Below are 12,929 nucleotides of genomic sequence, written 5' to 3' on the forward strand. Positions count from 1 at the left end.
CGCCGGGTGGCCGCGCCCGGGTGGGGAAACTCCGCGTGGCCGTGGCAGGGACGCGCGCCGCCTATAATGCGCGACCCCCGCAGTGCCCAAGACATGGACTCCTCGACAAGCCAGGCCCCAGCCGCCAACGCCCGCCCCGCCCTGTCGCTGCCGGCCATCCAGGCCTCCGTGGCCGCCGACATGGCCGACGTGGACGCCCTCATCCGCCGCCGGCTGGCGTCGGACGTGGTCCTGGTCAACCAGGTGGCCGAGCACATCGTCGCCGCCGGCGGCAAGCGGCTGCGCCCGATGCTGCTGCTGCTCGCCGCGCGCGCCCTCGGCCACGCGGGAGCGGACGCCCACCAGTTGGCCGCGGTGGTGGAGTTCATCCATACCTCCACCCTGCTGCACGACGACGTGGTCGACGAATCCGACCTGCGCCGCGGCCGCAGCACCGCCAACGCGGTCTGGGGCAACGCCGCCAGCGTCCTGGTCGGCGACTTCCTGTACTCGCGCAGCTTCCAGCTGATGGTCGAGCTCGGCTCGATGCCGGTCCAGGAGATCCTCGCCGACACCACCAACCGCATCGCCGAGGGCGAAGTGCTGCAGCTGCTGCACGTGCGCAATCCCGATGTCGACGAAGCCGCCTACCTGCACGTGATCGAGCGCAAGACCGCGATCCTGTTCGCCGCGGCCACGCGCCTGGGTGCGCTGCTCGCCGGCAGCGGCGACGGCGTGCAGCAGCGCCTGCACGACTACGGCCTGAACCTCGGCCTCGCGTTCCAGATCGCCGACGACGTGCTCGACTACAGCGCCGACGAGGCCACGCTCGGCAAGCACCTGGGCGACGACCTCGCCGAGGGCAAGATGACCCTGCCGCTGATCCACGCAATGGCGCACGCCGATGACGCGCTGCGTGCGCGGCTGCGCACGATCGTCGAGCATGGCGACGTGGCGGCACTCGATGACGTGGTCGCCGCGATCCATGCCAGCGGCGGCCTCGCGTACAGCATCGACCGCGCCCGCGAATACGCCGCGCGCGCCGAGGCCGCGCTTGCCGGCCTCGACGACAACGAAGCCGTCGCTGCCCTGCGCGGCCTGGCCCGCTACGCGGTGGACCGCAGTACCTAGCCGGTGTTCCCCGCGGCGATGCCGAGTCCCGCGATCGCGGTGATCGCGTCCGGGTCGAAGCCGGCCCGCCGCGCGAAGTCGCGGCCGCGTTCGGTGTAGTCACGGTAGGCGCCGAAGCTCGGCGCGCCGGGCGAAAGCAGCACCACGTCACCGGCCGCGCGCCGCGGGCTGACCGCGAGGGCCGCGCGTGCCTGGTCGATCGCGGTGGCAAGGTCGGGTGCCTGGCGCAGGTCGAAGCCGCCTTCCGCCGCCACCTTCGCCAGCAGCGCGTGGATCCGCGGCCCGTTCGCCGCCATCGCCACGATCACCGCCGGTGCGCGCGTGCGCATCGCCGTGGCGAAATCGGTCCAGTCGAGGCCGCGGTCGTGGCCGCCGACCAGCAGCGCCACGCGGCGATCGCGATAGACGTCGAGCGCGGCCAGGCTGGCGTGTGGCGTGGTGCTGATCGAATCGTTGACCCAGCTGACGCCGTCGTGCTTGCCGAGCAGCTGCAGCCGGTGTGGCAACGGGCGGAAGCCGCGTGCGGCACCGGCCAGCGCCACCGCGTCGAAGCCCAGGGCCTCGACCGCCGCAAGCGCCGCGCACAGGTTGCCGAGGTTGTGGCGGCCCGGCAGCGGCACATCGCGCCCATCCAGCACTGCGGTATCACCGCGATGCACGACATCGCCGCGCAGGTGCCATCCGTCCGCCCGCCCGTACCAGCGCACGTCCACCGCCGGATCGAGCCGTGCGCCGACCGCCACGAGCCGCGGGTCGGCGGCGTTCAGCACCGCGACGCGCGGCCGCGCCTGGGTGATGAGCGTCAGCTTGTCCTCGATGTAGCGGTCCTCGCTGCCGTGCCAGTCGAGGTGCTCGGGAAACAGGTTGGTCACCACCGCGACGTCCGGGCGCACGCCGCCGGCCGCGACGTCGCGGGTCTGATAGCTCGACAGCTCCACCGCCCAGGCATCGGCACGCGCGTCCAGCAGCTCAAGCAGCGGCACGCCGATGTTGCCGGCCAGCGCGGTGCGCGTGCCGCCGGCGCGCAGCAGGTGCGCGAGCAACGCGGTGGTGGTGCTCTTGCCCTTGGTGCCGGTGACGCAGGCCACGCCGCGGGCGATGCCGTCATCGCCGGCCTGTTCGCCGAACCACAGCGTGGTGCCGCCGATGAAGGCGGTGCCGGCGTGCGCGGCGACCAGCGCCTCCGGACGGTAGGGGCTGATGCCGGGCGACTTCACCACCACATCAAAGGACGCGAGTCGGCCCGCACTGGCGTCGGTCTCGACCGCAAGCAGCGGGTCGCCCAACGCGGTGGCCGCAGCGACTTCGGGCGTCTCGCAGAACAGCGTCAGCGCGAGTCCGGGCAGGCGGCCGCGCAGCGCGTGGTACGCGGCGCGGCCTTCGCGGCCCCAGCCCCAGAGCGCGACGCGGCGCCCGTCAAGCTGCGAAATGCGCATGCAGGCGGCTCCAGACCGCGTCGGGAATACCGTGTTCGCTGTCAGGCACCAGCTGCGGCTCGATCGCCAGGTCGCGCGCATCCAGCCGAGGCAGGATCTTGCTGCGGAAGCGTGCCACCACCGCGTCCTCTCGCCACTCGGGCCGCGCCGCCAGCGCCGCCATCGCCGCGCGCGACTCACGCGCCTCGCCCACGCACTCGAACGGTTTGTGGTCGTGGTATTCCATCAGCGCGTCGTAGCCGGGGATCTGCACCGGATCATCCAGCAGGTTGCGCCCGAGGATGCCGACCAGCCGCGGCTTGGGCATGAACGGCGCCAGCGCAAGGAACACGAAGTGGCACTTCGGGCACACGCCGCACCAGCGGCTGATAGGGCGCTCGCCGAGCAGGTGGAAGTTGCGGTTGCAGCTGGAGAACCAGGCGTCGTAGCGGTCGATGCGCGCGAACTGCCGCGCCACCGCCAGCTCCGACAGCGGGCGCAGCAGCGAGTAGTAGCGCAGGTCGGCGGCGACATGCCGGGTAAGGTACGCGGCGAAGGCCTGCTCGAACGCCCAGCCCTTCGACCACTGGTGGTTCACCTCGCCGGTGCCTTCGATCAGGCTGCCGTAGCTCGCCGAGCGTTCGTTGGAGAACACCACCTGGTCGGCGTCGAGCACCAGCGCGGCCAGCGCCAGGATCGCCGAGTTGATGGCGGTCACCGGGATGTGGCCGTTGTATGCGCCCTGGCGGTTGTACTCGAACAGCTCCGGCGCCAGCTGGCGCTGGATGTTGAGCGTCGCAAGCCCGGTGCGTTCGGCACAGGCGCGGATCAGCTGCGACCCGCCCACCCAGGACACGGTCTGCTCGACGCCCGCCGCGCGCAGCGCTTCGATGGACACCAGCGAATCCTTGCCGCCGCCGATCGCGACCAGCGCGTGGCGGCGCAGGCCGACCGGTGCCGCCGCGCCGCGTGCGTCGGCCGTCCGCGGGAAGCGGATCCTGCCGTGCAGGTCCAGGCCATTGCGGTACGCGAACTCGCCGAGCCCCTGCAGGTACACCTCTTCGAGCAGGGTCGCGGTGGCGCCGTCGATGCCATAGGCGTCGATGCGGATGTCGTCCGGCACCGCGGCCTTGTAGTAGCTCACGCCGGCAACCAGGTGCAGCAGGCGCAATGCATGCTCCACCGCCTGCGCGCGCGCCGCATCGAAGGCGAACGGCGCACCCGGCAGGGTCACGGTCTCCAGCAATTCGGGGCCGTCGTCGAAGGCGTAGCGCAGGCTTGCGATGCCGGTGGCCGGATCGAAGGCACAGCCGACGAAGCGGAAGCAGCGCACCGCTGCGCGATCGAACACGACACTCATTGCTTGCTCTCCGTGAGCACCGCCTCGGTGGGCAGGGCGCGCAGGTTGTAGGTATTGGCCATGGTCATGCCGTAGGCGCCGGCATCGGCCACCAGCAGGATGTCGCCGGGCGCGGTGTCGCGCGGCAGCGGGCGCTGTTCGCCGAGCACGTCGCCGGATTCGCAGATCGGGCCGACCACGTCGAACTCGACCATGCCGGCATCGCCGTCGCGCGACAGGTTGTGGATGTCGTGCCAGGCGTCATACAGGGTGGGACGCATCAGCGCGTTCATGCCCGCGTCGGCGCCGACCCGGCGGATGCCGCCCTTCTCCACCACCTGGGTGGCGGTGAGCAGCAGCACGCCGGCTTCGGCGACCAGGAACCGGCCGGGCTCGATCGCCAGCCGGTAGCCGGGGTACGCGGCCTTCACCTCGGCGAGGCCCGCGCTCCAGGCCTCGAGGTCGAACGGCTCCTCGTCGTCGCGGTATGGCACCGGCAGTCCGCCGCCGATGTCGATGGTGGCGATGCTGCCGATGCGCCCGGCGATGCCTCCGAGCTCGTCGCAGACCGCCCGCCAGTGGCCGGCGGTATCCACGCCGCTGCCGAGGTGCGCGTGCAGGCCGGTGACGCGCACGTCCAGCGCGCGCGCCGCGGCGAGGAACGCCTCGATGCGCTCCACCTGCAGGCCGAACTTGGAGGCGATGCCGCCGGTGCGCACCTTGGCGTGGTGGCCTTCGCCGCGCCCGAGGTCGACGCGCAGCCACAGCGCGCGCCCGCGGAACACGTCCGGCCACCGCTCCAGTGCCTCGACGTTGTCGAGCGTGACGGTCGCACCGAGCGCGAAGGCCGCGGTGTACTCCGCGATCGGCGCGAAGCTGGGCGTGAACAGCACGCGCGCCGGATCGAGCTTCGGCACCGCGGAAAAGACATGCTGCAGCTCGCCAGCCGACACGCATTCCAGCCCGAAGCCCTCCTCGACCAGCAGGCGCAACAGCGGCGGGTGCGGATTGGCCTTGATGGCGAAGTAGCGCAGGTCGACCGGCGCCACCGCGGCGAGCGCGCGGGCGCGGGCGCGCACCGTGCCCGCGTCGTAGACATAGCGCGGCGTGCCCTGCGCGGCCTGCGCGAGCAGCTCGTCGCGCCGCGATGCCCACCACGGCAGCGGGCGCCGGCGCAGCGTGCCGTCGAGTTCGCGCCAGCGCGGCCCGAACACACCGGGCTCGCGCACCGGCATCGCACCGCTGGCGATCAGGGCGTCATGCAGTTCCTGCAGCAGGCCCTCGGCGTCGGCCTCGTCGATGACGAAGGTCAGGTTGAGGTCATTGGACGACTGCGACACCAGGTGCACCCGCTCGCGGCCGAAGGTGGCCCAGACGTCCGACAGCTTGTGCAGCAGCGAGCGCATGCCGCGCCCGACCAGGGTGATCGCGGTGCAGGGCGCGATCACCTTCAGCCGGCAGCTGCGCGCCAGGTCTTCGGAGAGCCGAGCGATCACGTCGGTGCTGACCAGGTTCTCGCTCGGGTCCAGCGACACGGTGACGTTGGTCTCCGACGAGCCGATCAGGTCGACCGAGAGGCCATGGCGGCGGAAGCACTCGAAGATGTCGGCGAGGAAGCCGACCTGCTGCCACATGCCCATGGTTTCCATCGACACCAGCACCACGCCGTCGCGGCGGCTGATCGCCTTGACGCCCGGCACGGTGGCGGCACTGCCGTCGATGCGCGTCCCCGGGAGTTCGGGGCGCGAGGTGTCCAGGATCGCCATCGGCACGCCGGCATCGCGGCAGGGCTTGATCGCGCGCGGGTGCAGCACCTTGGCGCCGGTGGTGCAGATTTCCTGCGCCTCGGCGTAGTCCAGGCGCGTGAGCAGGCGCGCATCGGGCACCTCGCGCGGATTCGCGCTGAACATGCCGGGCACGTCGGTCCAGATCTCCACGCAACTGGCCCCCAGCAGCGCGCCGAAGTGCGCGGCGGAGGTGTCCGAGCCACCGCGGCCAAGCACCGCGGTACCCCCATCCTCGTGGCGGGCGATGAATCCCTGGGTGAGCAGCATCGCGCCCGGCTGCGCGGCAAAGCGCGCGCGCCAATCGCCGCCGACCTCGCGCCGGCAGGTCACCGACAGCCGGCGCGCCCAATCGTTCTGGTTGGGCAGCGCGACCGCCTGCAGCCAGTCGCGTGCGTCGCACCAGCCGAAATCCAGGCCCTGCGCGCGCAGGTAGGCCGCGCCCAGCGTCGACGACAGCAGTTCGCCCTGGGCCAACAGCTCGGCCTGCCAGTCCAGCGGACGGGTGCTGGCACGCTGCTCGGCAACCAGCGTGCGCAGTGCGCCAAGGCGGTCGGCGAGCACGGCGTCGGGATCGAGGCCGAGCGCCACGGCGAAATCGCGGTGGCGGGCTTCAAGCGCTTCCAGTTGCGCAGCGGCGTCGGCCGTACCGTCCGCGATCGCGGCGAGCGCATTGGTCACGCCGGACAGCGCCGACACCACCACCAGCACGCGGCTGTCCCTGGCGGCGTGCTTGCTGGCCAGGCGGCCGATGGTGTCCCAGCGCTCGCGGCGCGACACCGAGGTGCCGCCAAACTTGAGCACGATCCAGCGGGCGGGTTCGGGAATGGGGAGCATGGCGGCAGGCTTGCCCGGGACGGCGGGCGCGACCCGCGATTCTAGGCGCTGGCGACGGGTGCGGCCACGCCGCCGCCGACAGGTCGCCGCGCGGGGCCGCGGCTACACTGTCGCGCCCCGCGCAGGATCCACCCATGTCCGTACGCCGTTACGTCCAGCTGGACGTCTTTGCCGACCGCCCCGGTGCCGGCAATCCGCTTGCCGTCGTGCTCGACGCGGACGGCCTGGACGACGCGGACATGCAGGCCATCGCGCGCTGGACGCGGCTGCCGGAAACCACGTTCGTGTTCCCGTCGCCGTCGCCGACCGCGGACTACGGCCTGCGCATCTTCAGCCCACGCCGCGAAGTGCCGTTTGCCGGCCATCCGAGCGTCGGCACCGCACACGTGCTGCTCGACGCCGGGATGGTCGCCACGCGCGACGGGCTGCTGGTGCAGTCCGGTGCCGCCGGCGAACTGCCGCTGCGCGTCGATGGCGAGGGCCCCCGCCGCACGGTCGCCGTGCGCACGCCGCGCGCGCGCGTGGTCGAGGTGGCCGATGCCGGCGAGGCGCGCCTGCAGGGCGCGCTGCAGGATCTCCCGCTCGGAGACCTGCCGCCGGTGCAGATGGATGGTGGCCGGCGCTGGTGGCTGGCCGAACTGCGCGACGAGGCCGCCCTGCGCGGCGCGCAGCCCGACTGGGCGGCGATCGCGACGCTGGCCGAGGCCACCGGCAGCATGGGCCTGTGCGTGTTCGCGCGCAGCGCCGATCCGGTCTATCACCTGGCGGTGCGCGCCTGGGTCGGCGCACCCGCGCCGTTCGAGGACGCGGCATCCGGCGCGGCCAACGCCACGCTCGCGGCGTGGCTCGCGGAACGCGACGCACTGCCCGGCCAGGACGGCTTCTACCGCATCAGCCAGGGCCGCGAGGTCGGCCACGACGCCATCATCGAACTGCACGTGGACGCCGACGGCGAAGTCTGGTCAGGCGGCCGCGCACGCGCCATCGTCAGCGGCACGATCGACTGGTAGCGCGGCCTACCGCGAAGCGGCCACGCCTGCGGGCGAAGCGGCTTCGTGGACGGGCCGGCCATCGACCCAGGTCGACAGCACGCCGAGCGTGTCCAGGCCGCTGCCCGCGATCTGCAGCGGATCCTCGGCCACGACCACGAAGTCCGCGCGCAGGCCCGGAACCAGGCGCCCCGTCTCGCCTTCGTCGAATGCCGCCCACGCCGCGCCGGCGGTGAAGCCATGCAGTGCCTCGGCCGCCGTCAACGCCTGGTCCACCCGCCAACCGCCGGGGGGATGGCCATGGACGTCCTGGCGGGTCACCGCCGCATGCAGGCCCAGGCGCGGATCGGGCAACTCGACCGGAAAATCCGAGCCCAGTGCCAGTGGCACGCCGGCCTGGACGAAGCTGCGCCAGGCGTAGGCACCGGCCAGGCGTTCCTCGCCCAGGCGCTCGCCGGCCCAGGGCATGTCGGACGTGGCGTGCGTGGGCTGCACGGATGCCACCAGGCGCAGCGCGGCGAACCGTTCCAGATCGCCCGGCGCCAGCACCTGCGCATGCTCCACGCGCCAGCGGTGGTCGCCAGCCGCCGCCTCGCCCAGCACCCGCCGGTAGGCATCGAGCACGATGCGGTTGCCGCGGTCGCCGATCGCGTGCGTGGCGACCTGCAGCCCGCAGTCCCGGGCGCGGCGCACCGCGGCCTCGAGCGCCTCTTCGGTAAGCAGCACAAGGCCGCGGTTGCCCGGGTCGTCGCTGTAGTCGTCGATCAGCGCCGCGCCGCGGCTGCCGAGCGCGCCGTCGACCATCAGCTTCACGCCGCGCATGTCGAGGCGTCCGGAGGCGTGGCGGTAGGCACCATCGCGGCAACGGTCGGCGACCAGGTCGCTGTCGCCCAGCGCATAGGCGCGCACGCGCAGGGTGAGGGCGCCACGGTCGGCGAAGCGCCGCATCACGTCGAATTCGCTGCGCGAGGTCCCCATGTCGTGCACGCCGGTCAGGCCGAGGCTGGCGACGTGGCGCAGCGCGCGCTCCATGGCGCGGTCCTGCCACGCGGCATCGGGCTCGGGTACGACGTCGTAGACCAGCGAGGCGGCAGTATCGATGAAGACGCCGGTGGCGCGCGCATCCGCGCGCAGCACCAGCCCGCCCTCGGGTTGCCAGTCACCGGCGAGGTCGCGGCCGACCGCGCGCATGGCGGCGCTGTTGGCCCATGCGGCGTGGCCATCGATGCGCTCGAGCACGACCGGGCGGTCGGGAAAGGCGGCATCGAGCACGGCTGCGGTGGGAAACGCCTTGTCGGGCCAGAGGTTCTGGTCCCAGCCGCGACCGATCAGCCAGGCGTCCCCGGGCAGCGACTGCGCGAACGCCTGCAGCCGCTCGACGATCTCGCCGGTGCTGCGCGCGCCGACCAGGTCGGCCTGCATCAGCGCATGGCCGAGGCCCACGAGGTGCACGTGCGCATCGATCAAGCCCGGGATCACCGTGGCATGCCCCACGTCGATGCGTTGGGCATCGGGATGGCGTGCTGCAAGCTCGGCGGCGCCACCCACGGCAATGATCCGGCCGTCGGCACCCCACACCATCGCGGTCGCCGACGGCGTGCCGGGGTCGGAGGTGTGGATGCGCGCCGCGGTCAGCAGGCGCTCGCCGTCGGCGGCATGGCCGGCACCGGCGAACGCCAGCAACACGCCCGCGGAAAGCGCGGCGACAGGATTGAAACGAATTCGGCGCATGTGGTGGTTCCCCGTGACGGACCGTGCCGACTATGTCGGCGATCGCGCCTGCGGGCAACGCCCGGGGCGGTCGGCATGCCGCCGACCGCCGGATCACGCGCTATTCGGGGCGGACGTCCACGCGCACGCGGATGGTGTCGCCAGGATGGTAGGCGGTGCGCGTGGTGTGCTGGCGCCCGCCGTATTCGTAGGTGACGTCATAGGCGCTCACGCCGCCATATCCGTTGTCGGAGGCCTGGTAGTACCGGTCCGGCACCGGGTCGCACACGGTCACCCGTCCGTGGCGCGCACCGCGGTCGCGCTGGGTGGCCTCGTAGATCTCGCGCCCGGCCATGCCGCCGACCATCGTGCCCAGCGCCGACGTGGCGTAGCGGCCGGTGCCGCCGCCGACCTTGCTGCCCAGCACGGCACCGACCAGGCCGCCGACGACGGTCGCGACCATGCGCCCGTTCTCGCTTCCGCCCTGGTAGCCGCCGTTGTTGCGGTCGTCGTACCCGTCGCGCCCGTAGGGATCATTGCCGTAGCGGTCGCCGGCGCGGTAATCGTCGCCGTAGCCGCCGGCGTAATAGTCGTCGCGGCTGTAGCAACGCTGCTGGTCCTGCTGCGACGTCTGGTAACCGCGGCCACCATCGAGCACGGGGTCGACGCGCACGACGCGCGCGTGGTCGTAATACGCATCCTGCGCCTGGCCGTAGCGATCGGCCTGCGGGTAGCCGGCATCGTAGCCCAGCGACTGCGAAGCGGCGGCACCCGAGGCAAGGGCCAGGGCGACGGCGAGGACGGTGGCGGCGGAACGACGCATGGCAGGCTCCCACGCCAGGATTGGCGCATGGGTGCCACGCTAGTGCGTGGCCGTTGACGGCTTGCTGAACCCGGCACCGCCGCGGGCCACCACGCGCGCGGGATTCAGCCTGCCGACAGCCTGCCGGCGAGCATGCGCGCGCCCGTCAGGACAGAAGTTCGGCGTCCAGCGTGATCGGCACCGCGCTCAACGCCTTCGACACCGGGCAGTTCTGCTTGGCGTCATCGGCGATCGCACGGAACTTGGCCGCCTCGATGCCTGGCACCTTGGCCTTGGTGAAGAGGCGGATCGCGCTCAGGGTGGGCCCGCCTTCCATCGACAGGTCGACCTCGGCGCGGCTGTCCACGGACTCGGCGACGTGGCCGGCCTCGGCCAGCGCGTTGGCCAGCGCCATGGTGAAGCAGCCGGCATGCGCGGCGGCGATCAACTCCTCCGGGTTGGTGCCCTTCTCGTCGCCGAAACGGCTGTTGAAGCCATATCGGGTGTCGTCGAGCAGGCCGCTTGCCGGCGTGCTGATGCTGCCGCGGCCGGTCTTGAGGTCGCCCGACCAGCGTGCGGTCGCCTTGCGTGAAATGCCCATGTCGCCTGACTCCTGTGTGTGCGTGGAGGGTGCACGTGATCGGGCAGGCTAGCGGCGCAGCTGTTATGCCTGCGTGCCCGGGCACAGATGCTGCGTCGCAACGCGACGCCCCGGCGCGGGCCGCGCTACTGTTCACGTCCGCCATGACCGCCCGCCGCATGCAGGCCCGGTCGCGATACGCGACGGACAGCCATGACGTCCTTCAACCCGACCATGGGAGAACGGACTCATGTCCTGGAGCACCCCGCAGATCCGCAACGTGGCCCTGGCGGGCCACCCTGGCGCCGGCAAGACCACGCTCTTCGAAGCCCTGCTGCATGCCGGCGGCGCGATCCAGGCGGCAGGCACGATCGAACGCGGCAACACCGTGTCCGACACCGATCCGCTCGAGCGCCAGCGCGCGCACTCGATCGACGCCGCGATCGCCGGCCTCGAGCACGCCGTACAAGGCGCGGCGCCCGTGCACGTCAACCTGCTCGACACCCCCGGCTATCCCGATTTCCGCGGCGCGACGCTGTCGGCGCTGTCGGCCGTGGAGACGGTGGCAGTGGTGGTGGATGCCGATGCCGGCATCGGCCACGGCACGCACCGGATCATGGCGCACGCCGGCGAACGCGGCCTGTGCCGGGCCATCGTGGTCAACCGCATCGATCATGAAGGTGCGGATTGCGCGCGGCTGCTGGACGAGCTGCGCGACGCGTTCGGTCCGGAAGTGCTTCCGGTGAACCTGCCCGCCGAAGGTGGCCGCCGCGTGGTCGACTGCTTCGGCGGCGACGGCGGCGCCAGCGACATCGGCCCCGTGGCCGACTGGCACCGTCGCATCCTCGACCAGGTGGTCGAGGTCGACGAGTCGGTGATGGACCATTACCTGGATCGCGGCGAAACCGGGCTGACCGGCGCCGAACTGCACGCCGCATTCGAGCAGAGCCTGCGCGAGGGCCACCTGGTGCCGGTGTGCTTCGTGTCCGCGCGCACCGGCGTGGGCATCCCCGAATTGCTCGATGTCATCGCCACGTTGTTGCCCCACCCCGGCGAAGCCAATCCGCCGCCGTTCCAGCGTGGCGTCGGCGAGACGTCGACGCCGGTCACCTCGTCGCCGGATCCCGACGCGCACGTGATCGCCGATGTCTTCAAGATCATCAACGACCCCTTCGTCGGCAAGCTCGGCATTTTCCGCGTCCACCAGGGCACGGTGCGCCGCGATGCGCAGTTGTTCGTCGACGACGGCCGCAAGCCGTTCAAGGTCGCGCACCTGTTCCGCATCTTCGGCAAGGACCACCTGGAGATCGAGCAGGCGGTGCCGGGCGACATCGCCGCGGTGGCCAAGATCGATGCGCTGCATTTCGATGCCGTGCTGCATGACAGCCACGACGAGGACACGCTGCACCTGGCGCCGATGGCGTATCCGAAGCCGATGTTCGGGCTTGCGGTCGAGGCGGCGAGCAAGGGCCAGGAGCAGAAGCTCGCCACCGCCCTGCACAAGCTGTCGGAGGAGGATCCGTGCTTCCAGGTCGAGCACGATGCCGAGACCGGCGAGACCGTGGTGCGCGGCCTGTCGGAACTGCACCTGCGCGTCCACCTCGAGCGCCTGCGCGAGCGCCACGGCGTGGAGGTCACGAGCCGGCCGCCGCGCATCGCCTATCGCGAGACGATCGCCGCGGTGGCTGAAGGCCACCACCGCCACAAGAAGCAGACCGGTGGCGCGGGCCAGTTCGGCGAGGTGTTCCTGCGCGTCGAGCCGCTCCCGCGCGGCACCGGCTTCGAGTTCGTGGACGCGGTGAAGGGCGGCACCATCCCCGGCCAGTTCCTGCCCGCGGTCGAGAAGGGAGTGCGCCAGGCACTGGGTACCGGCGCCATCGCGGGCTACCCGATCCAGGACGTGCGCGTGATCGTGCATGACGGCAAGCATCATCCGGTGGACAGCAAGGAGGTCGCCTTCGTCACCGCCGGCAGGAAGGCCTTCCTCGATGCCGTGTCGAAGGCCGCGCCGCAGGTCCTCGAGCCCATCGTCGACCTGGTGGTGGTGGCGCCGGAGGACTGCATGGGTGACGTGAGCGGAGGCCTCGCAAGCCGGCGTGCGCGCATCCTGGGCACCGACAGCGCACGCGGCGGCGACATCGTGGTCAAGGCGCAACTGCCGCAGTCCGAGCTCGAGGGCTATGCACCGGAGCTCAAGTCGGCGACCGCCGGGCGCGGCCGGTATTCGCTTGATTTCAGCCATTACGAGCCGGTTCCCGCACAGCTGCAGCACACCCTGGCGACGGCATGGAAGCCCCGCCAGGAGGAGGACTGAGCTTCGCGGCGCATGCCGGTCGCGAAAAAAAGCCGGATTCCCCGTGCGT

General features: G+C 71.9%; 9 protein-coding genes. 3 read left to right on the top strand and 6 right to left on the bottom strand.

The window, feature by feature from the left end:
• Window positions 1–93: 93 nt before the first annotated feature.
• Window positions 94–1,110 (top strand): polyprenyl synthetase family protein, encoded by a 1,017-nt coding sequence (locus H5368_RS06425; protein WP_182822508.1) that lies wholly within the window; start codon window positions 94–96, stop codon window positions 1,108–1,110.
• Here the strand turns inward: H5368_RS06425 and murD are convergent.
• From murD to H5368_RS06440, 3 genes are read right to left on the bottom strand one after another with little or no spacing between them, the layout of a single operon-like run.
• Window positions 1,107–2,546 carry a UDP-N-acetylmuramoyl-L-alanine--D-glutamate ligase gene (murD, locus tag H5368_RS06430; protein ID WP_182822510.1) on the bottom strand — a complete coding sequence of 480 codons (1,440 nt, stop codon included), beginning with the start codon at window positions 2,544–2,546 and terminating at the stop codon, window positions 1,107–1,109. The two genes, H5368_RS06425 and murD, sit on opposite strands and share 4 nt — an antisense overlap.
• Window positions 2,527–3,885, bottom strand: a complete 1,359-nt coding sequence (gene murL / locus H5368_RS06435; RefSeq protein ID WP_182822512.1) for a UDP-N-acetyl-alpha-D-muramoyl-L-alanyl-L-glutamate epimerase — start codon at window positions 3,883–3,885, stop codon at window positions 2,527–2,529. The genes murD and murL overlap by 20 nt, the downstream gene beginning before the upstream one ends.
• Window positions 3,882–6,485 (bottom strand): bifunctional aspartate kinase/diaminopimelate decarboxylase, encoded by a 2,604-nt coding sequence (locus tag H5368_RS06440; protein WP_182822514.1) that lies wholly within the window; start codon window positions 6,483–6,485, stop codon window positions 3,882–3,884. Before H5368_RS06440 ends, murL begins: the two co-directional genes overlap by 4 nt.
• Window positions 6,486–6,619: 134 nt before the next feature.
• Here H5368_RS06440 and H5368_RS06445 point away from each other — a divergent pair, with 134 nt between their 5' ends.
• Window positions 6,620–7,495, top strand: coding sequence for a PhzF family phenazine biosynthesis protein (locus tag H5368_RS06445; RefSeq protein WP_182822516.1), 876 nt, complete (start codon window positions 6,620–6,622; stop codon window positions 7,493–7,495).
• Between the two features lie 6 nt (window positions 7,496–7,501).
• Here H5368_RS06445 and H5368_RS06450 read toward each other — a convergent pair whose 3' ends face one another.
• The 3 genes from H5368_RS06450 to H5368_RS06460 form a co-directional block, all read right to left on the bottom strand.
• On the bottom strand, window positions 7,502–9,205 hold the full coding sequence (locus H5368_RS06450) for an amidohydrolase (protein ID WP_182822518.1): 1,704 nt from the start codon (window positions 9,203–9,205) through the stop codon (window positions 7,502–7,504).
• Window positions 9,206–9,305: 100 nt separating this feature from the next.
• Window positions 9,306–10,007 (bottom strand): glycine zipper 2TM domain-containing protein, encoded by a 702-nt coding sequence (locus H5368_RS06455; protein WP_182822520.1) that lies wholly within the window; start codon window positions 10,005–10,007, stop codon window positions 9,306–9,308.
• 145 nt (window positions 10,008–10,152) lie between these two features.
• Window positions 10,153–10,587, bottom strand: a complete 435-nt coding sequence (locus tag H5368_RS06460; RefSeq protein WP_182822522.1) for an OsmC family protein — start codon at window positions 10,585–10,587, stop codon at window positions 10,153–10,155.
• A gap of 229 nt (window positions 10,588–10,816) precedes the next feature.
• Here H5368_RS06460 and fusA point away from each other — a divergent pair, with 229 nt between their 5' ends.
• Entirely contained in the window at window positions 10,817–12,880 is a 2,064-nt protein-coding gene (fusA, locus tag H5368_RS06465) for an elongation factor G (RefSeq protein WP_182822524.1), read from the top strand.
• Window positions 12,881–12,929 lie beyond the last annotated feature (49 nt).

The organism is Luteimonas sp. MC1782 (assembly GCF_014164605.1).
GTDB lineage: Bacteria > Pseudomonadota > Gammaproteobacteria > Xanthomonadales > Xanthomonadaceae > Luteimonas.